Genomic DNA, 19030 nt, shown 5'->3' on the forward strand with positions numbered 1-19030 from the left:
GATGGAGAAATTTCAATTTCACGATATGCAATTAGCTTGGCTGGATGGAGGGACAACCTGGCTGGACGGTGGAGCCATGTTCGGCGTCGTTCCGCGGGTCGTCTGGTCCAAACGCTACCCGGCGAATGAAATGAACCAGATCGAATTGCCGACGCATCCGATCCTGATCCAATTGGAAGGGCATAATATCCTGATAGACAGCGGCATCGGCAAGGGGAAGCTGAACGACCGCCAAAAGCGCAACCTCGGCGTTTCCGCCGAATCCCGGATCGAAGAAGACCTGGCACTGCTGGATTTGGCGCCGGAAGATATCGATACGGTAATCATGACGCATCTCCATAACGACCATGCGGCCGGGCTGACAAAGCCGGAAGGCGATGGCTATGTTCCGGTTTTCCCGAACGCGAAAATCCATGTTTCGGCGATTGAATGGGAGGAAATGCAAAATCCGAATATCCGCTCCCGCAACACATATTTCAAAGAAAATTGGGAGGCGATCCTGGACCAGGTAGAAACCTTCGATGGGGAGAAAACCTTGTTCGGCGCCATCACGATGATCCATACCGGCGGACATTCGAACGGCCATGCCGTGATCAAGCTGGAAAGAGGCGGCGAGACGATGATCCATATGGCGGACCTCATGCCGACGCATGCCCACCAGAATCCGCTTTGGGTGCTGGCATACGACGATTATCCGATGGATTCGATCTATGCCAAGGAAAAGCTTGTGAAAGAAGCGCTGGAGAACAGTTATTATTTCACGTTCTACCATGATGCGTTCCACCGGCTAGTGAAATGGAGCCCGGACGGCAAGGAAATCATCGAATCCCTCGCCTATGAAAAACAAAAGAGATAACCGCTTTCGGGTTCAATAAATAAGTAAGCAGCATTCCTGGAAAAAGACAGCTGCAAAGAAAAAGAGCCGACTCGCGTCGGCTCTTGGGCTTGAAGACAAAAGAATTATTTTTTTGTAAGAATGAACATACAACTAGGAGAAGCTGTGCCGAATCCTCCACTTCAGGCGGACGCTTTCCGCGGGCTTGCGCCGAACTAACTCGGACTGACGTCCGAGTGGATTTCGGCACTTCGCTATCCCGCAGGCAAAACCGGTGCTCCTGTCTCTGCATCGCTGCGCTAGCTTCGAGACATGAAAGGGCGTTGCATCGCTTCGCTGCTTCGTCGCAAACAAGTCGGTCGAACTGCCTTCGACCAACTTGCTCGCCGCCTTCCGTTACGGATTCCAAAGCCAGCGGCTTGTACTTATCGAGTTGAAGTTGAATCTATTTCTCCTACCACATCCATTAGATACATGTGACACGCCCGACCGGTCTGGCCACGAAGACTCCTGTGGGAGCAGCGAAGCGACTCGAGCTGAAGACCCTGGACTGAGCGAAGCGAGGGAAGCGGCTGAAGCCGAGCCCACGGAAAGCGAAGTGGCCAGACCGGTCGGGCTTATAAATCTCTATTCATTCAAATAAGACTTGATCTACAGTCTAAAGAGCCGACTCGCGTCGGCTCTTTTCTAATGCATAAAAAAGAAAGGTATATCTATTCTAGGTGAAGCGGCTGAGTTCATTGCTGGATTAAGCTTTGGAAACTTCAAGGATGGCGCCGGTATAGGCGTCTGCGACAAACTCGAATTGTTCAAGCTCGTCATCACGGTGGCGCGTGATGCCGCCTTTGTAAACTTCGGTCTCGATAGCGTGCTGCTTATAGGGTTCGGTTTTCATATAAATCCATGAGCCGTCGATCGGCCCTTCTTCTTTAAAAGCGGTTTTGACGCTTTTCAGCACATCATCTGCCGGGTAAAGCTTCTCTTTGCGGTCATAGACTTCTTTGGCGATAAAAGCCGCCGCTGCGCCTGTTGCGAATCCGATCAGTAAATCACGATTTTTCAATGAAATCCCTCCTATATTTAATGGATAAAGTGTACCATAAAGTGCCAGCGGCTAGAAACTTTGGACTCAAGAAAGCGCCGATTCTTTCGCGATGCGAAATATAAGACTGGAAAATGTCAGATAAAAGCTCTAAACTAGATGGAGATACCCCATTTTAGGAGGAATTGTACATATGAACAGTGAAACACAAAATTTATTTAAAACTTTGACTGAGCTCCCGGGCGCGCCGGGAAATGAACACGCTGTACGCAAATTTATGCGCCAGGAGCTCGAGAAATATTCAGACCGCCTGATCCAGGACAATCTGGGCAGCGTTTTCGGCGTCAAGGACGGCAACGCCGACGGCCCGAGAATCATGGTAGCCGGGCATATGGACGAAGTGGGCTTCATGGTTTCCCAGATCACCGATAGTGGAATGGTGCGTTTCCAACCGCTTGGCGGCTGGTGGAACCAGGTGATGCTGGCTACACGCGTCGAGGTCATTGCCGGGGAAAGAGTGATTCCTGGCGTCATCGGTTCGATCCCACCGCATCTCTTGAATGAAGAACTTCGGAGCAAGCCAATGGAAATCAAGAACATGCTCATCGATGTGGGCGCAGACAACAAAGAAGATGCGTTGGCTATGGGCGTCAAGCCGGGCCAGCAGATCGTCCCTTACAGCCCGTTCACCGTCATGGCCAATGAGAAGAAAATCATGGCCAAAGCATGGGACAACCGCTATGGCTGCGGCCTGGCGATTGAATTACTGAAAGAATTGGACGGCGAAAAACTGCCGAACCAGTTGTTCTCCGGGGCGACTGTTATGGAAGAAGTCGGATTGCGCGGAGCCCAGACGGCAGCCAATCTGATCCAGCCGGATCTGTTCTTTGCTTTGGATGCAAGCCCGGCAAATGACGCAACCGGTGACAAGAACGAATTCGGGCAGCTGGGCAAAGGCACGCTTTTGCGCATTCTTGACAAGAGCATGGTCACACACCGCGGCATGCGCGAGTTCATCCTGGATACTGCGGAATCCAATGGCATTCCGTATCAATATTTCGTATCCCAGGGCGGCACTGACGCCGGAAGGGTCCATACCGCAAACGAAGGGGTGCCGAGTTCAGTCATCGGCATCTGCAGCCGTTACATCCATACGTCCGCTTCCATCATCCACACCGATGACTATGCAGCGGCGAAAGAGTTGTTGGTGAAACTTGTTAAAACGGCAGACAAGACCACACTCGAAACGATCAAACAAAACGTTTAAAAAAGGCCTTCGGGCTTTTTTTTTTGAAAGGAAGGGTTTTATGAAAAAGATACAGGCGGCCATCGCCTCCAATAACCAAGCGAAAATAAAAGCGGTATCCACTGCCTTAGAAGAATTCGGGCTCGCGTTCGAACTTTATTCCAACGAAGCGGCATCAGGCGTGGCTGACCAGCCGCGTTCGCTTGAGGAAACTCGGGAGGGTGCCATCAACCGGGCCAAAGCATTAGCTGAACAGCCTTTGGACTTTGCCATCGGGCTGGAAGGCGGAGTCTATGAGATGGGGGGAGAGATGTATGTGTGCAATTGGGGCGCACTTGCAACGCCGGAAGGAAAACTGTGGACGGCGGCTGGGGCGCAAATTCCGCTGCCGGAAAGCATTGCCGGAAAGCTCCGTGAAGGCCGAGAGCTGGGGCCTGTGATGGATGAATACGCAGAAGAAATCGGCACCCGCCAGCATAAAGGGGCAGTGGGGGTCTTGACCAACGGGGCAGTGAACCGGGACGAGATGTTCAGCCACGTCGTCAAACTTCTGCTCGGCCAATACATGCGCAGCAGCGAAGAAGTTGCATGTGCCTCCAAACATCTTTAAAATAAGAACAAGCAAAGTTAGGGAGGAATGGAAGTGCCTCGAAAAGGATTACTGGTTTTATTGATCGCAGCGGCAGTTGGTCTGTCGGGCTGTGTAGCTTCTGCTGAAGAGCAGGTGGCCAACGGCGTGGCCCAGGCAGCGAAAGCATTCGAAGCCGAACCGCGAAATACGAACGAAACATCAGAGAATACGGATTTTTACTTGCCTGGCGGCTATACGGTGGAAGAACCTTCTGACGAATACAATATCATCATCACCAAAGGGAGCGATTCGTTCGTGCTGTTTGTAAATCCGAACGAAGCAGGCGACAGCACGTTATTTTATGACCTGCAGAAAGCGGACCCTGAACGGAAATGGGTCGTGGACGAGACGTTCGAGCAGAATGGCCGTTTCGGCTTCGTGACAGTCCGGCAAGTGGCTGAAAATCTGTTTGAAGTGGTCGCTAGTGCTGGCGGAGCCAAACTGACGACGATTTCCGAAAAGAAGAAGATTGACAGCAATATGGAATGGATGATGAAAACTGTCCGTTCGATCAATCCGAAAGAGGAGGAGCAGGAATGAGAACATTGTCATCGCTTGAACAATTCAATGACCTCGTGGAAAGTGAAAAGGTCGTATTCATGTTCACCGCAGATTGGTGCCCGGATTGCCGGGTGATTGAACCGGTTCTGCCGGAGATTGAAGAATCATTCAACGAATATACCTTTGTTTCCGTGGACCGCGACGAATTCATCGATCTTTGTATCGAAAAGAATATCTACGGCATTCCAAGCTTTCTGGTGTATAACGGCGGCGAAGAAGCCGGCCGTTTTGTCAGCAAGGACCGCAAAACACAGCAGGAAATCGAGAATTTCCTGTCGAATCTGCCCAAATAAATCCATGACGGTTCGCCATTCGTTGGCCGAGCCGTTTATTTTTGACAAGGAGGAATCTGTCATGAAATCGACTGAACTGGTAAACAAGCTGAAAGAACGCATACAGAATCCGAAACTCGTTTGGCATTACGACCGGGAAAAAGACCAATTGAATATCCGGCACACGGAGCTGAAAAACAGCACGTCGATCGCACTGCCCCAGGCACTTAACCGCGTTACGGCAAAAGGGGACAGTGCAATCGATGAAATCGCCTATACCATCAACGAAACGTTCAATGCCATGGAGCTGGAAGCGAAAGGGCACCTGAAATCGTCCGAACATATCTATCCGGTGATCCGGTCAACGTCATTCCCGCAGGAATCCAAGGAAGGCCATGCCTTCCTGACAAGCGAACATACCGCTGAAACCCGCATCTTTTATGCGCTTGATGCCGGCACTACCTATCGCTTAATTGATGAAAATATGTTAAATTCATTAAGTCTGACTGACGAGCAAGTCAAGGAAATCGCCAGATTCCAAGTGAAGAAACTGAAGACGGCACTAAAAGAAGACCGAGTGGCAGGGAATGTTTTCTATTTCCTGAACGAAAACGACGGGTACGACGCTTCCCGCATTTTAAATGAAAATTTCCTGAAAGACATGAAATCGAAAATTACCGGAGACATGACCGTCTCTGTACCCCATCAGGATGTGCTGATCATTGGCGACATCCGCAACGAAACCGGCTATGATGTCCTGGCCCAGATGGCCATGCACTTTTTCACCAATGGCAAAGTGCCGATCACGTCCCTGTCGTTCATTTACGAGAATGGCAGCCTGGAGCCGATCTTCATCATGGCAAAAAATCAACCGACCAAGGAGCAGGATAAAAAATGAATGCATTTTACAATAAACAGGGAATAGGCGATGTCCTATTGGTTCAATTGCAGACGGAAACACCTGAAAAAATCCATGCCGAGCAATTCGGCGATGTGACATTGATTAAAGACGCGGAAGGCGAAATTGCCGGGTTCAACCTGTTCCATGCCTCCGCTTATATCGAATTGGCTGAAAGCGACAAAGTGGAAGTTTCAGAAGCACTGGTTACAGCGCTCCAAAACGCGTTGGAGAAAAACGGCGTGGATTATACACTGGAAGTCGATCTCTCGCCGAAATTCGTCGTCGGATATGTTGAATCCAAAGAAAAGCATCCTAATGCGGACAAGTTGAATGTCTGCCGGGTTTCCGTCGGCACTGAAGAACTGCAGATCGTCTGCGGTGCCCCAAATGTTGAGCAGGGGCAGAAAGTGGTGGTGGCGAAAGTCGGAGCGGTCATGCCATCCGGGATGTTGATCAAAGATGCGGAACTTCGCGGCGTGCCGTCAAGCGGCATGATTTGTTCTGCCAAGGAACTGGCTTTGCCGGACGCGCCTCAAGAAAAAGGGATCCTAGTTCTGCCGGAAGATGCAGAAGTCGGTTCCGCTTTCGAAGTAGGGGCGTGACGCCCGATGAGCTGGGTTAAAAAAGTCTGGAGCCGCCTGTTTACCGAAGGGACGGAAGAAGACGCAGTGGAGCCGGTCCGCGAACCGCATCCTGCCGAACTTGAACGCCCGAAAAAGGCGCCGTTCCGTTTCCCGTTGATTTCGGACAATGAAAAAGAGAAATTCGTGAAATCGGAATCGGCACCGGTACCGCCGGCGCCGAGACGGCGTCCGTCAAGCCCTGTCCTGAACAAGGCGAGAGGCTATGAACCGCCCAAAACGAATGCCTTTGTGCCGCGGGACGTGCCGCCTGTGCGCGAGCCGAAGCCGCTGGAACCCAAAGCACCGCGTACATACCATGCACCGGCACCGCGGAAGCCGCAGTCGACGCTTGCGCCGCGCCCATACCGGCCGCGCATTTCAGAAACACCGCAATTGCCGAAAAGCCGGACAGCGGAACCGGCCATGAAAAAAACACGGCCATTTGAGCCGACGCGTGTCCCTTCGCCTATCCACGGCTACAACGAGACACGCCCGGAACCGGTAATGAACATGCTTGAGAAAAAAGCATATGTGAATGAACAGCCTTATTTGTCATCAAGAGCTTCCGCAATAGAAGCTTCTTTAGCGAACAAAAAGATTTCTTCCTCATTGGAATTGGAGGAAGCTCTTCCGAAAGTGCCACCTGCCATTCAGGAACCTGCAGAAGCCGAAAAGCCGAGTGTTGAAGAAGCGGTACAGACTGAAAGGATCGAAGAGGCAATCCTTCCGGTCCAGGAACAAGCACGGGCCGAAGCGGAAAAGCCGGCGGAAGCAATTGAACTAAAACAGCCGGTCTTGCAGATTGAAACGGAACAAGAGCCTCTAGCGGGTGCTGATACAGAGGAGCTGCCAAATGCGACTGAACATCCGGAAACAGCGGAAGAACGCACGACAGAACTCACGGAAACAAGCATAGAACCGGCATCCGAACTTCCTGAACCGGACCTGGCTGCAGAAACGAAGCGCCCGGAGACGGCAGCAGAAGCGAAGCCGGCAGAGAAAAAAGAAAAGACGGTTCCATTCAATGTGCTGATGCTGAAATCAGACAAGCAGCGGCTTTCTAAACCGGCAGCTGCCAAACCGGCTCCGCGCACAGAAGCGCTGCCGAAAAAAGTGGAAGTACAAAAAGGAATGATGTCCGATTTCAACGCGCCTCAGCAGAATGAGGAACCTGAGCCTGAACCAATAAAAACACATGAACCGGCAAGAGCGGCAGAAGCGGCTATTTCCGCGGAGTCCAGAGATTCCGCAGCTCCAATCGCCGTCCAAGAGGAAGCAGCAAGTGAAGAGCCGGCAACACCCGCGGTCTATGAACAGCCGAAAAGCGGTTTTTTGCGTGCGCCAGAAAATGATCTGATTGACGAAGTGTGGATGGAAGAGCAAGGGGAGCGGCTGATCGAAGCCCTTTCCCATTTCCAGATCCAGGCTTCCATTTTGGGCATTGTACAAGGGCCGGCCGTGACGCAATTCGAACTGACCGTTGCGCAAGGAGTTAAAGTCAGTAAAATCCGCAATTTGGCGGACGATCTGAAATTGGCGCTGGCCGCAAAAGATATCCGGATCCAGGCGCCGATTCCGGGCAAAAGCTCGATCGGCATTGAAATCCCGAACCGCAAGTCGCGGGCAGTACGCATTTCCGAAGTTATCGAAAGCCGTGTTTTCCAGGAGTCGGATTCTCCGCTTGAAGCAGCACTTGGGCTGGATCTGACAGGCAGACCGGTGACGCTGGATCTGCGCAAGATGCCGCATGGCCTGATTGCCGGAGCGACCGGTTCCGGAAAAAGCGTGTGCATCAATTCTTTATTGGTCAGTCTGTTGTACAAATCGTCGCCGAAAGATTTGAAAATGCTGCTGATTGACCCGAAGATGGTTGAGCTTGCGCCGTATAATCACATTCCTCACTTGATCAGCCCGGTCATCACAGACGTTAAAGCGGCAACAGCCTCTTTGAAATGGGCGGTCGAGGAAATGGAGCGCCGCTATCAATTGTTTGCCCATACCGGAGTGCGGGATATCAGCCGCTACAATAAGATGGTTAAAGAAAAAGGGGATCATGCCCAGCACCTTCCATATATTTTGATCGTTATCGACGAGCTGGCCGATTTGATGATGATGTCGCCATCCGACGTAGAAGATGCGATATGCCGCATTGCGCAAAAAGCCCGTGCCTGCGGCATTCATCTGGTGATTGCGACTCAGCGCCCGTCAGTGGATGTCATCACCGGGTTGATCAAATCGAATATCCCGACCCGCATTGCCTTTTCCGTGTCATCACAAGTGGACAGCCGCACAATCCTGGATTCGCAGGGAGCAGAGCGGCTGCTCGGAAGAGGGGATATGCTTTATCTTGGAAACGGCATGTCCGCACCGGTCCGCATCCAAGGCACGTTCGTTACAGATGATGAGATTGAAGACGTCATTGAACATGTCCGCGCCCAAGGAGAACCGGAATACATTTTCAAAGAAGATGAACTGATCCGGCGCAGCGATGCGTCAGACATCCAGGACGACCTGTTCGAGGAGGCCTGCCGGTTTATTATGTCCCAAGGCAGTGCATCGACTTCGCTCTTGCAGCGGAAGTTCCACATCGGCTATAATCGCGCAGCCCGCCTTATGGATCTGCTTGAACAGCACGGGTTTATTTCCGAACAGAATGGCAGCAAAGCCCGTACTGTTTTGATCACAGAAGAAGATTTAGAAACCGTCTTTCAGTAAAAAGTGCCCAACTGGCGCACAATAACAGGAAATATCGGGTATATCGACAAACTATTAAATAATGATATAATCTATTGATTATGTTGCGTTGACGAGCTGGAAACATTCCTTCAGGAAAACAGAAAGCTTTTTCAACTTCCACAGGAGGTTCATTTATGACAGTTTTACATTTTACCGGAATCAAAGGGTCGGGTATGAGTGCATTAGCGCAGATCATGCATGATATGGGCGCACAAGTCCAAGGATCCGATATTGCACAGCACTTCTTTACGGAGGAGCGGCTTCGGGACAGAGGCATCACGATTCTGCCTTTCGACCCTGAAAACATTCACCCGAACATGACCATCATTGCCGGAAACGCTTTTAACGACGCCCATCCGGAGCTCGTCCAGGCACGGGAGCAAGGTGCAACCATCATCCGCTACCATGAATTCTTAGGCGATTTAATGAAACAGTATGTTTCAGTCGCCATCACCGGCGCCCATGGCAAGACGTCGACAACCGGCTTGATGGCCCATGTGCTCGACGGTTTCAAACCGACATCCTATCTGATCGGCGACGGCACCGGATACGGCAAGGAAAATTCGCATTTCTTTGTTGCAGAAGCTTGTGAATACCGCCGCCATTTCCTGGCGTACCATCCGGATTATGCCATCATGACCAATATCGATTTCGATCACCCCGATTATTTTGCCGGCATCGATGATGTCTTCAACGCTTTTGAAGAAATGGCGAAGCAAGTCAAGAAGTGCATCATAGCTTGCGGAGATGACGAATATTTGCAGCGCATCCAGGCCCCTGTACCGGTCGTATACTACGGCTTCGGCCAGGAAAACGATTTTCAGGCGCGCAATGTCGTCAAATCGACTTCAGGAACGACGTTCGATGTGATGATACGCAATGAATTTTTCCATACATTCACGATCCCGATGTTCGGCGACCATGCCATACTGAATGCCTTGGCCGTGATTTCACTGTGCCATTACGAAAACATTCCAGCAGAAATCATCCAGCAGCAGTTTGCCGACTTTGAAGGAGTGAAGCGCCGCTTTACCCAAACGGAGCTCGGTGAACGCATCCTGATAGATGACTATGCCCACCACCCGACGGAAATCCGGGCGACGCTTCAATCGGCGCGCCAGAAGTTCCCAGACCGGGAAATCATCGCGATTTTCCAGCCGCATACATTTACGCGCACACAGACTTTCCTGCAGGAGTTTGCAGATAGCCTGAGTGAGGCAGACTATGTATATCTTTGTGATATTTTCGGATCAGCCCGGGAAGAAGCGGGCGTCTTGACAATCCATGACCTTGAAGAGAAGATTTCTGGCAGCCGCATTCTCCAAGCAGATAATGTGGCACCGCTCCTCGAACATGGAAATGCTGTGTACTTGTTTATGGGCGCAGGGGATGTCACGAAATTCCAAGAAGCCTTCGAGAACTTGATCAACTCGGAAAAAGCAGTTTGACCCTCGGGTCGGATTGCTTTTTTTTCGCCTTGTACTTTTTCCAGCAGGTCTTTGTATAAGGAAAGAAGGAAAAAACCGGGACATTGTTGAATAAATCTAAAGACCCTGTGTTTATACCACGATAGCTCAGGGTACAAAAGAGATATACCAGTATTTAAAAAGGAGGAAACAGAATGGATTGGAGAATATTGCTTTACATAGCGGCTATCGTAGCAGCTGTAGGATTTTTAATTTTATGCGTAGCGCTCGCTATGACATTAAACTCCCTCAAAAACACACTGAAGGAAGTTTCCGGGACTGTTTCAGGCCTCGAAAACCAATTACAGGGTGTGACGTTGGAAACAACGAATCTTCTGCATAAGACAAATGAATTGGCAGAAGATATCCAAGTGAAATCAGAAAAATTGAATACGGTGGTGGATGCAGTAAGAGGAGTCGGCAGCGCAGTTACCGATTTGAACGCCTCTGTTCGCCGCATTACGACAACCGTGTCTTCGCAAGTAGAAAACAACGAGGAAAAAATTGCGCAAGTCGTTCAATGGGGCAATGTTGCATTGGGCATCCGCGACAAATGGAAAGAGCGCAAAATCTATGAAACGCGCGCTGCTTCTTCATATGCACCCGTAGAAGGGCAGAAGCAATTGCCGCATAACGATCGATTCTAATTCGACTAACAAAAAATTGGAGGAATCACTTATGACTCAAAACAATAATAATAATAATGGAAATTACCAGAGCAATAATTACCGCAAACCGAACTATGAACCGGACTACACGAATTCGTACTATTCCGGCCAAAATGAATACGGCTCACAGCAAAGCGCTTTCGTTCCGCAATCTTACGGAATGGGCAACCGCTATGACGACCTGTACGATTATGAAGAGGAATCTTCATCTTCAGGCTTCCTGCTTGGCGCAATCGTCGGCGGAATCATCGGTGCCGCTGCGGCATTGATGCTGGCTCCGAAACCAGGCAAGGAATTGCGTTCTGATTTGAACACACATGCAGGAACGCTAAAAGAGAAAACTTCGACTTATACATCAACCGCTAAAGAAAAATCAGGCGGATTGACGCAGCAAGTGAAAGAACAGTCTTCAAAAGTGGTGGACAAAGTGAAAGGCATGAAAGGCGGCCAGTCTCCTATGGATGACGGCACTGCTTCTTCCGAAGGCGAAGAAACAATCGCTATGCTTGATACGGTCCAAGGATCTGTGGACCAAGCCCATTCTTCAGGCCAAGAAGCATTCACATCGACAGCCAACGCTTTGAAAGAAGCGGTTGAAGAAGTGAAAGATGAGAAAAAAGCACAGAATACAAGCGGTTCAACAAACCCGTCAAGCAGCACAACCACTACTGGAAGCATTGCGAACAAATCGACCGACAGCAGCTCGAACACTTCCGGCAGCAATGTGAACAAGGCATCGGGCAGCACAAGCAATAGTTCGAATAACAACTCAAATAAAAACACATCGAATAGCAGCACTTCAGGCAGTGCAGGAAGCAGTTCAAACAGCAGCACTTCCGGTTCTTCAGGAAGCAGCTCAAACAAGAACAATTCCAATAACAACTCAAACAACAATAACTCAAACAACAGTAATTCAAACAAGAACAACCCGAACAATAAATCATCGAAATAATCTGGGAGCGGATTGAATGGAAAATCTAGTGCGTGTTCAAGATTTGGACAGTTTGAAACAAGCCACGGCCCATACTGAGCATTACTGGCTGTTCAAGCACAGCAGCACATGCCCTGTATCTGCAGCAGCTTGGAACGAGTACAATGAATACTGTTCATTGCACCCGAACCAGCTCTTCCTGTTCCTTGTCGTTCAGGAAGACCGTGAACTTTCGAAAAATATCGAGGCATTGACGCAAGTCAAGCATGAATCGCCTCAGCTTTTCCACTTTGCCAACCAAAAGGTCGACTGGAAAGCTTCCCATGGAGGTATTACAAGCAAAGCGATGCAGGAATTTATCGCTTAAATAAGAGCCGAAGCCCTTGTGGCTTCGGCTTTTTGCTGCATAAAACACTTTAGCGCGTTGAAGCGCTAAAATAAAGTTCGTGACTTTCCTTCTTCCTTTGCTTATAATAGTTTAAACGTGTTAAGATGAAGCACAAAGCACGGTGAAATACGAAGGGAGCAATATGGAATGAGCCATTTAGATTTAGAGCAACTTAGAGAAAAAGTAGACGCAGTCAACTTGGAAATTCTTTCATTGATCAACGAACGGGCAAAAGTGATCCAGGAAATTGGTAAAATCAAGGAAAAACAAGGTGTCAACCGCTATGATCCTTTGCGCGAACGCCATATGCTGAACTTATTGAAAGAAAATAATAACGGGCCTCTTGACCAAAAGACCGTTGACCATATCTTCAAAGAGATTTTCAAATCCGCTTTGGATATGCAAGAAGAAGATCATCGCAAAGCTCTTCTCGTTTCCCGGAAAAAGAAAGCGGAAGACACCATTATCACAATCAATGGAGAGCGCGTTGGAGACGGTACACCATCATTTATCTTCGGACCATGTGCGGTTGAATCGCAGGAGCAAGTATCGAAAGTCGCTGAAGCGATCGGCGCAAAAGGCCTTCGCATGATCCGCGGCGGAGCTTACAAACCGCGTACATCCCCGTATGACTTCCAGGGCCTTGGACTGGATGGCTTGAAAATGCTGAAAGCTGCAGCCGAGCAGTATAACTTGGCTGTTGTCTCTGAAATCGTAACGCCTCACCATTTAGAAGAAGCTCTACCATACCTGGACGTTGTCCAAGTCGGAGCTCGCAACATGCAGAACTTCGAATTGTTGAAAGCAGTCGGCCAAATCAATAAACCGGTATTGCTCAAGAGAGGGATGTCAGCAACGATTGATGAATTCATCAATGCTGCTGAATACATCATCGCTTCCGGAAATGATCAGATCATCCTTTGTGAACGCGGTATCCGCACTTACGAGAAAGCGACCCGCAACACACTCGATATTTCTGCAGTGCCAATCTTGAAACAAGAAACGCACCTTCCGGTATTCGTGGATGTAACGCATTCTACCGGACGCCGCGACCTTCTTCTGCCGGCTGCCAAAGCTGCAATCGCGATCGGAGCTGACGGTGTTATGGCCGAAGTGCATCCGGATCCGGCAGTTGCATTGTCGGACGCTGCTCAGCAAATGGACTTGAACCAATTCGATGAGTACTACGATGCGTTGATGAAGTTCATGAAGCAGTATGAATTGAAAATGTAAGACCGAAGAGCCGGGACGCCACCCGGCTTTTCTTTTTTTAGTTGATATCAGGAAAGTTTTTATCGTATGATAAAAGATATAGAGGAAGGAGGGCGCATCGTGACCGTAACAATTTATGACGTGGCAAGAGAAGCGAATGTATCCATGGCTACTGTTTCGCGTGTAGTGAATGGAAACCAGAACGTTAAGCCTGCCACCAGGAAAAAAGTATTGAAAGTGATCGAAGAGCTTGGTTACCGCCCCAATGCAGTAGCAAGAGGGTTGGCAAGCAAAAAGACCACCACGGTTGGCGTCATCATTCCGGATATTTCAAATAGCATGTATGCCGAACTAGCCCGTGGAATTGAGGACATTGCGACAATGTACCGCTACAATATCATCTTGTCGAACTCTGACCAAAACGAGAACAAGGAATTGCAATTGCTTGAAACAATGCTCGGCAAACAAGTGGATGGCATTGTATTCATGAGCGATGTGATTTCCAGCGAGCTTCTGTATGAGATGCAGAGATCGCCGACGCCGATCGTATTGGCAGGTTCAATTGACGACTCCGATTCGATTGCTTCCGTAAACATCGATTATTACGGCGCAGCTTACGAAGCGGTACAGAAATTGATCCGCAATGGCCACAAGAAGATCGCTTTCTTGAGCGGACCGCTGACGTCCAAGGTGAATAAAGACTATAAATTGAAAGCTTATCAGAATGCCTTAAACGATGCCGGCATCGAATATGATGAAAAGTTGATTGTCGAATGCGACAATTCTTACGATGAAGCCATTGAAGCGGTCAAAACTTTAGCCGATGCAAATCCGACAGCTTATTTTGTCAGCAATGATGAAATGTCTATCGGCGTCATCCACGGCGTGGAAGCGAACGGCAAGAAGATTCCGGAAGACGTTGAAATCATCAGCTACGAGAACTCCAAATTGTCCCGTATGGCCCGCCCGATGCTTACATCGGTTGCTTTGCCGCTTTACGATATCGGCGCTGTCTCCATGCGCTTATTGACGAAGTATATGAACAAAGAGGAAATCGAAGAAAAACAAGTGATCCTGCCTTATCGGATCGAAGAACGCCAATCGACAAAGAACGCATAAAAGCTCCCGAAAGGGAGCTTTTATGCGTTTCTGATCATGTACAGTGCTTTGTTCAGCATTTCGCTGTTTTTCTCAGTGATTTCTTCTTTCCGCGGGATGGCCTGGTACATGTTTTCAGGATCTTCCCAAGTGCCGATCAGTTTGACCGGCGACTCCGGCTGCCATTTTTCAATCCAGCGGGCAGGCAAATTGCCAGATGGAAGGGGGATATTGTTCATTTCCATCCATAGAAGCGACCAGGCGCGCGGTACCACCCGCCAGATATCGTAACCGCCGCCGCCAATAGCTATCCAGCGGCCCTCACAATACTCATGGGCAAGCTCATGGGCCACTTTAGGGATTTCCCGGTAAATCGCCATCGTACCATAAAGATGCGTGAGAGGGTCCAAATAATGGGCATCAGCGCCATTCTGGCTGACGATGACATCCGGTTTGAAAAATTCGACAATTTCCTTCATGGCGGTGCGATAGATTTCAATGAAAGATTCATCTTCTGTAAAGGCATCGATCGGGAAATTGAAGGTTGTTCCATAACCTTGGCCGCTGCCGCGCTCATTGATGTTTCCGGTGCCGGGGAAGAGATATCTGCCGGTTTCATGGATTGACACGGTACAAACATCCGGATCGTCGTAGAAGCTCCACTGGACGCCGTCTCCGTGATGGGCATCCGTATCGATATACAAGACGCGTGCACCGTATTTCTTTTTCAAGTAATTGATGGCGACGGAGCCGTCGTTATAGATGCAGAATCCGGAAGCTTTCCCGCGGAATCCATGATGAAGGCCGCCGCCAAGATTGAGGGCGTGCTGGGCTTTGCCTTCCATGACCCAATCGACTGCCGTGAGCGTACCGCCGACAAGGCGTGCGCTCGCTTCATGCATATTCTCGAATATCGGTGTATCTTCTGTGCCGATGCCGTAGCTTTCGCCTTCTTCCGGTGTGATTTCTCCAGCCCCGGCTTTTTTCACTATTTCAATATAGCGTTGGTCGTGCGCGAGCAGCAATTCCTCGTCTGTCGCTATGCGCGCAGGGACCACCAGTTCTTCTGGAAGCGCATTCATTTCTCTCAGCAAGTCGACGGTCAGGACAAGCCGCTTTTGGTTGAACGGATGAGTTTCCGAAAACTTATACCCCAGTTGGTCTTCCGAAAAAACAAAAACCGCATGTTTCATTCGTTCATTTGTGGTGTGTTTGGCCATAGGACATCGAAACCTTCTTTTTGTAAGTCGTCAATAATCGCAAGCGGATTCATGGTCTGGATCCGGAATACCAGGATTTTATTGGAGCTATTGCCTTTGTCGGGGTAGACAAGGACGCTCAATACGTTGACGTGGTGCTGATAAAAAACCTTTGAAACTTCGTATAGGACACCTGAGCGGTTCGGCACCCGGATTTCAATATGGGAGCCGGGCTGGTTGGCACCCGTCAATTCAATGTATTTGTACAATAAATCCGTTTCAGTCAAAAAGCCTACAAGCTTGTCGTGGCTGATAATCGGCAGGCAGCCGATTTTCTGGTGGTAGAACGTCAATGCGGTCTCTTCGACAAAATCCATCGGATGGCCGGTGACCGGATTTTTGGTCATGATCTCTGCCACTGTTTTTTCATAGGCATTGATTTTAGGCGCTACTGAGAACCGGGAGGGAAGGGCATCTTTCAAGTCGCGTTCAGTTACGACTCCTACCACTTTTCCGTCATCCACGACTGGCGCGTGGCGAATCCGTTCATTTTCAAACAGATCCAGAACATCCTGGACAGTCTGTTGCGGATTGAGCGTATGGACATCCGTTTTCATAATTTCTTCAATTAGCATGGATTTACCCCTCCTCAGATTCAGTACATATAGCGGTTTTTAAAGCGAAGCTGATCGAATTGCTGGACTGACTCCGGCGGCACGCGTTTGCCGATTTTCGCCATCAGGCAGTTTGCCGGATGGGAGCTGATTTCCGGATCGTCTGTGGCATAATATTCCAATCCGCCGGCTTGCATCATTTTCTCCATGATTTTGCGGTATTCCCAGACATTCAACCCGGTGCCTTTCAAATCCCAATGCCAATAGTATTCCGTCGTGATGACAATAAAGTCTTCCAAAGCATCATCCATCATTGAAACTCTTAAGAGGGATTTTCCGACGCCGGTGCCGCGGAATTTCGGGATGACTTCAATGGCGCCTAGTTCGATTAAGTTTTCCATATTCCCTTCAGACCAGCGTTCAAGCGGATCCGGGTACAGGAACGTTACATAGCCGACAATCATGTTCCGGTCCCTGGCGATCAGAATACGCCCTTCAGGCAAATCGGCGATATCCGTAATCGCCTTATGCTGCTGGGCGGGTGGCCGGAAAGCGACAAGGTCTTCATGAAATTCAAGCGCTTTCAATTCCCTAGAAGGCACGGGGCCTTCAATGATGATCGGGCCGTGCTTCGTTTTCAGTTCCAATGCGTTATAGGTCTTCTTATGTTCCATCATTTCACCGCCTATTAGGTACAATTAGGTACATTATACATGAATTGCAATTGGAATTATAGGCTAAGCGAAATGGTTGTCCAATATTCTAAAAAATTAAAATTGTTCGCAATCAATTGGCAGAATGTTGTAGAATGAAAGAGAATCAACACGAAAGGGTGATGGGGATGAAAGTGGAAACGATTGCAGCGGTACCAGGTGAACACAACTTACATAATTATGAAGACGTTTCATCGGACTTCAATTGGGCGGATGTCGAAAAAGAATTCAGCTGGTCGGCTACCGGGAAAGTGAACATGGCGTATGAAGCGATTGACCGCCATGCAGAATCAGACCGGAAAAATAAAGTTGCGCTTTACTACAAAGACGCGAACCGCCATGAGGCTTATACATTCTACGAAATGAAGCGGATGACGAACAGGGCGGCGAATGTAATGAAAGCCCATTCAGATCTGGAAAAAGGGGACCGCGCGTTCATCTTTATGCCGCGTTCGCCGGAATTGTATTTTGCCATGTTCGGTGCTTTGAAAATGGGCTTGATTGTAGGGCCGCTGTTTGAGGCCTTTATGGAAGGGGCGATTTACGACCGTCTGGACGACAGCGATGCCAAAGCGATCATTACGACGCCTGAGCTCCTGCCGCGTATTCCGGTCGATCGCCTGCCGAATCTGAAAACGGTCTTTATTGTTGGCGAAGGCGTCGAGGAAGACAACCGGATGGTCGATTTTATGAAGCATCTGGAAGGCGCTTCAGACAAATTCGAAATGGAATGGCTGGACAAGGAAGACGGGTTGGTCCTGCATTATACATCGGGATCGACCGGCAAGCCAAAAGGTGTCCTTCACGCCCAGTACGCCATGGTCCAACAGCTTCAGACAGCAAAATGGGTGCTCGATTTGAAAGAACAGGATATTTACTGGTGCACGGCTGATCCGGGCTGGGTAACAGGCACCGCGTACGGCGTCTTCGCTCCGTGGCTGTCGGGGACGACAACGGTCATCCTGGGCGGCCGCTTCTCACCGGACGCTTGGTACAAAGCGATCGAGGATTTCGGCGTGACGGTATGGTACAGCGCGCCGACCGCATTCCGCATGCTTATGGGAGCAGGCGATGCGCTGGTCAAAGAATATGATCTCTCAACCCTACGCCATGTACTGTCTGTCGGCGAACCGCTGAATCCGGAAGTCGTCCGCTGGGGCGTGCAGGTATTCGGGAAACGCATCCACGATACATGGTGGATGACGGAGACCGGGGCGCAGACCATCTGCAACTACCCGTCCATGGACATCAAACCAGGTTCGATGGGCAAACCGGTGCCGGGCATCAAAGTAGCGATTGTCGATGACCAAGGAAACGAATTGCCGCCGAACCAGATGGGCAACCTGGCGATCGAAAAAGGCTGGCCGTCCATGATGCGCCAGATCTGGAACAACCCGGCCAAATACGAATCTTATTTCATGAACGATAAATGGTACGTGTCTGGAGATTCTGCCTATATGGATGAAGAAGGGTACTTCTGGTTCCAGGGCCGTGTAGATGACGTAATCATGACGTCCGGCGAACGGGTCGGGCCATTCGAAGTCGAAAGCAAGCTGCTGGAACATCCGGCTGTCGCAGAAGCGGGCGTCATCGGAAAACCTGATCCAGTCCGCGGGGAAGTGATCAAGGCATTTGTGGCGCTGAACGAAGGCTATGAGCCGTCTGAGGAACTGGTGCAGGACATCCAGCAATTCGTGAAAAAAGGGCTGGCTGCGCACGCCGCTCCGAAAGAGATCGAATTCAAGGACAAGCTGCCGAAGACACGAAGCGGGAAAATCATGCGCCGCGTCTTGAAAGCATGGGAACTTGATTTGCCAACGGGTGACTTATCCACAATGGAAGATTAATCGAAAAGCAAAAACGCCTCAGCTGATTTCTCAGCTGAGGCGTTTTT

General features: G+C 49.7%; 19 protein-coding genes. 15 read left to right on the plus strand and 4 right to left on the minus strand.

Annotation, left to right across the window (positions count from 1 at the left end; all coding sequences use genetic code 11):
- Position 1 precedes the first annotated feature (1 nt).
- On the plus strand, positions 2–856 hold the full coding sequence (locus ACFSDB_RS12850) for a YtnP family quorum-quenching lactonase (protein ID WP_204890200.1): 855 nt from the start codon (positions 2–4) through the stop codon (positions 854–856).
- A 727-nt stretch (positions 857–1583) separates the two neighbouring features.
- On the opposite strand, the gene ACFSDB_RS12855 is transcribed toward ACFSDB_RS12850, so the two are convergent.
- Complete coding sequence (locus tag ACFSDB_RS12855; RefSeq protein WP_204890201.1) at positions 1584–1898, minus strand: PepSY domain-containing protein; 315 nt, start codon at positions 1896–1898, stop codon at positions 1584–1586.
- 172 nt (positions 1899–2070) lie between these two features.
- Between ACFSDB_RS12855 and ACFSDB_RS12860 the strand changes: the two genes are divergently transcribed.
- The 13 genes from ACFSDB_RS12860 (at position 2071) to ccpA (ending at position 14631) form a co-directional block, all read left to right on the plus strand.
- On the plus strand, positions 2071–3144 hold the full coding sequence (locus ACFSDB_RS12860) for a M42 family metallopeptidase (RefSeq protein ID WP_204890202.1): 1074 nt from the start codon (positions 2071–2073) through the stop codon (positions 3142–3144).
- Between the two features lie 40 nt (positions 3145–3184).
- Positions 3185–3733, plus strand: coding sequence for a DUF84 family protein (locus ACFSDB_RS12865; RefSeq protein WP_204890203.1), 549 nt, complete (start codon positions 3185–3187; stop codon positions 3731–3733).
- Between the two features lie 33 nt (positions 3734–3766).
- Positions 3767–4294: a hypothetical protein gene (locus ACFSDB_RS12870; RefSeq protein ID WP_204890204.1), complete on the plus strand. Its 528-nt coding sequence runs from the start codon at positions 3767–3769 to the stop codon at positions 4292–4294.
- Complete coding sequence (locus tag ACFSDB_RS12875; RefSeq protein ID WP_204890205.1) at positions 4291–4608, plus strand: thioredoxin family protein; 318 nt, start codon at positions 4291–4293, stop codon at positions 4606–4608. Before ACFSDB_RS12870 ends, ACFSDB_RS12875 begins: the two co-directional genes overlap by 4 nt.
- A 61-nt stretch (positions 4609–4669) precedes the next feature.
- Positions 4670–5485, plus strand: coding sequence for a DUF1444 family protein (locus ACFSDB_RS12880; RefSeq protein WP_204890206.1), 816 nt, complete (start codon positions 4670–4672; stop codon positions 5483–5485).
- A complete protein-coding gene (ytpR, locus tag ACFSDB_RS12885; protein WP_204890207.1) occupies positions 5482–6090 on the plus strand; it encodes a YtpR family tRNA-binding protein in 609 nt (202 codons plus the stop codon). The genes ACFSDB_RS12880 and ytpR overlap by 4 nt, the downstream gene beginning before the upstream one ends.
- 6 nt (positions 6091–6096) lie before the next feature.
- On the plus strand, positions 6097–8826 hold the full coding sequence (locus tag ACFSDB_RS12890) for a DNA translocase FtsK (protein ID WP_204890208.1): 2730 nt from the start codon (positions 6097–6099) through the stop codon (positions 8824–8826).
- 155 nt (positions 8827–8981) lie between these two features.
- A complete protein-coding gene (gene murC, locus ACFSDB_RS12895) occupies positions 8982–10295 on the plus strand; it encodes a UDP-N-acetylmuramate--L-alanine ligase (protein WP_204890209.1) in 1314 nt (437 codons plus the stop codon).
- 173 nt (positions 10296–10468) lie between these two features.
- Positions 10469–10960: a DUF948 domain-containing protein gene (locus ACFSDB_RS12900; protein WP_204890210.1), complete on the plus strand. Its 492-nt coding sequence runs from the start codon at positions 10469–10471 to the stop codon at positions 10958–10960.
- A 31-nt stretch (positions 10961–10991) separates the two neighbouring features.
- Positions 10992–11933, plus strand: a complete 942-nt coding sequence (locus tag ACFSDB_RS12905) for a YtxH domain-containing protein (protein ID WP_204890211.1) — start codon at positions 10992–10994, stop codon at positions 11931–11933.
- Between the two features lie 16 nt (positions 11934–11949).
- Positions 11950–12279: a bacillithiol system redox-active protein YtxJ gene (gene ytxJ / locus ACFSDB_RS12910; RefSeq protein WP_204890212.1), complete on the plus strand. Its 330-nt coding sequence runs from the start codon at positions 11950–11952 to the stop codon at positions 12277–12279.
- A gap of 168 nt (positions 12280–12447) precedes the next feature.
- On the plus strand, positions 12448–13533 hold the full coding sequence (locus ACFSDB_RS12915; RefSeq protein ID WP_204890213.1) for a bifunctional 3-deoxy-7-phosphoheptulonate synthase/chorismate mutase: 1086 nt from the start codon (positions 12448–12450) through the stop codon (positions 13531–13533).
- A gap of 99 nt (positions 13534–13632) precedes the next feature.
- Positions 13633–14631: a catabolite control protein A gene (gene ccpA / locus ACFSDB_RS12920; protein ID WP_204890214.1), complete on the plus strand. Its 999-nt coding sequence runs from the start codon at positions 13633–13635 to the stop codon at positions 14629–14631.
- A gap of 20 nt (positions 14632–14651) precedes the next feature.
- Here ccpA and ACFSDB_RS12925 read toward each other — a convergent pair whose 3' ends face one another.
- From ACFSDB_RS12925 to ACFSDB_RS12935, 3 genes are read right to left on the minus strand one after another with little or no spacing between them, the layout of a single operon-like run.
- Positions 14652–15830 (minus strand): acetoin utilization protein AcuC, encoded by a 1179-nt coding sequence (locus ACFSDB_RS12925; protein WP_377340280.1) that lies wholly within the window; start codon positions 15828–15830, stop codon positions 14652–14654.
- A complete protein-coding gene (locus tag ACFSDB_RS12930; RefSeq protein ID WP_204890215.1) occupies positions 15800–16444 on the minus strand; it encodes an acetoin utilization AcuB family protein in 645 nt (214 codons plus the stop codon). Before ACFSDB_RS12930 ends, ACFSDB_RS12925 begins: the two co-directional genes overlap by 31 nt.
- A gap of 20 nt (positions 16445–16464) precedes the next feature.
- A complete protein-coding gene (locus ACFSDB_RS12935; protein ID WP_204890216.1) occupies positions 16465–17097 on the minus strand; it encodes a GNAT family N-acetyltransferase in 633 nt (210 codons plus the stop codon).
- A gap of 167 nt (positions 17098–17264) precedes the next feature.
- Here ACFSDB_RS12935 and acsA point away from each other — a divergent pair, with 167 nt between their 5' ends.
- Positions 17265–18983 (plus strand): acetate--CoA ligase, encoded by a 1719-nt coding sequence (gene acsA, locus ACFSDB_RS12940; protein ID WP_204890673.1) that lies wholly within the window; start codon positions 17265–17267, stop codon positions 18981–18983.
- The last annotated feature ends 47 nt before the right edge of the window (positions 18984–19030 follow it).

This window comes from Planococcus chinensis (assembly GCF_042681545.1).
In the GTDB taxonomy this organism is placed as follows: domain Bacteria; phylum Bacillota; class Bacilli; order Bacillales_A; family Planococcaceae; genus Planococcus; species Planococcus chinensis.

What these genes read in the sequence shown, in the direction of transcription:
- ACFSDB_RS12850 (WP_204890200.1), top strand. Translation starts at nt 2, where the DNA reads ATGGAGAAATTTCAATTTCACGATATGCAATTAGCTTGGCTGGATGGA.
- ACFSDB_RS12860 (WP_204890202.1), top strand. Translation starts at nt 2,071, where the DNA reads ATGAACAGTGAAACACAAAATTTATTTAAAACTTTGACTGAGCTCCCG.
- ACFSDB_RS12865 (WP_204890203.1), top strand. Translation starts at nt 3,185, where the DNA reads ATGAAAAAGATACAGGCGGCCATCGCCTCCAATAACCAAGCGAAAATA.
- ACFSDB_RS12875 (WP_204890205.1), top strand. Translation starts at nt 4,291, where the DNA reads ATGAGAACATTGTCATCGCTTGAACAATTCAATGACCTCGTGGAAAGT.
- ACFSDB_RS12880 (WP_204890206.1), top strand. Translation starts at nt 4,670, where the DNA reads ATGAAATCGACTGAACTGGTAAACAAGCTGAAAGAACGCATACAGAAT.
- ytpR (WP_204890207.1), top strand. Translation starts at nt 5,482, where the DNA reads ATGAATGCATTTTACAATAAACAGGGAATAGGCGATGTCCTATTGGTT.
- ACFSDB_RS12890 (WP_204890208.1), top strand. Translation starts at nt 6,097, where the DNA reads ATGAGCTGGGTTAAAAAAGTCTGGAGCCGCCTGTTTACCGAAGGGACG.
- murC (WP_204890209.1), top strand. Translation starts at nt 8,982, where the DNA reads ATGACAGTTTTACATTTTACCGGAATCAAAGGGTCGGGTATGAGTGCA.
- ACFSDB_RS12900 (WP_204890210.1), top strand. Translation starts at nt 10,469, where the DNA reads ATGGATTGGAGAATATTGCTTTACATAGCGGCTATCGTAGCAGCTGTA.
- ACFSDB_RS12905 (WP_204890211.1), top strand. Translation starts at nt 10,992, where the DNA reads ATGACTCAAAACAATAATAATAATAATGGAAATTACCAGAGCAATAAT.
- ytxJ (WP_204890212.1), top strand. Translation starts at nt 11,950, where the DNA reads ATGGAAAATCTAGTGCGTGTTCAAGATTTGGACAGTTTGAAACAAGCC.
- ACFSDB_RS12915 (WP_204890213.1), top strand. Translation starts at nt 12,448, where the DNA reads ATGAGCCATTTAGATTTAGAGCAACTTAGAGAAAAAGTAGACGCAGTC.
- ACFSDB_RS12925 (WP_377340280.1), bottom strand. Translation starts at nt 15,830, where the DNA reads ATGGCCAAACACACCACAAATGAACGAATGAAACATGCGGTTTTTGTT.
- ACFSDB_RS12930 (WP_204890215.1), bottom strand. Translation starts at nt 16,444, where the DNA reads ATGCTAATTGAAGAAATTATGAAAACGGATGTCCATACGCTCAATCCG.
- ACFSDB_RS12935 (WP_204890216.1), bottom strand. Translation starts at nt 17,097, where the DNA reads ATGGAACATAAGAAGACCTATAACGCATTGGAACTGAAAACGAAGCAC.
- acsA (WP_204890673.1), top strand. Translation starts at nt 17,265, where the DNA reads ATGAAAGTGGAAACGATTGCAGCGGTACCAGGTGAACACAACTTACAT.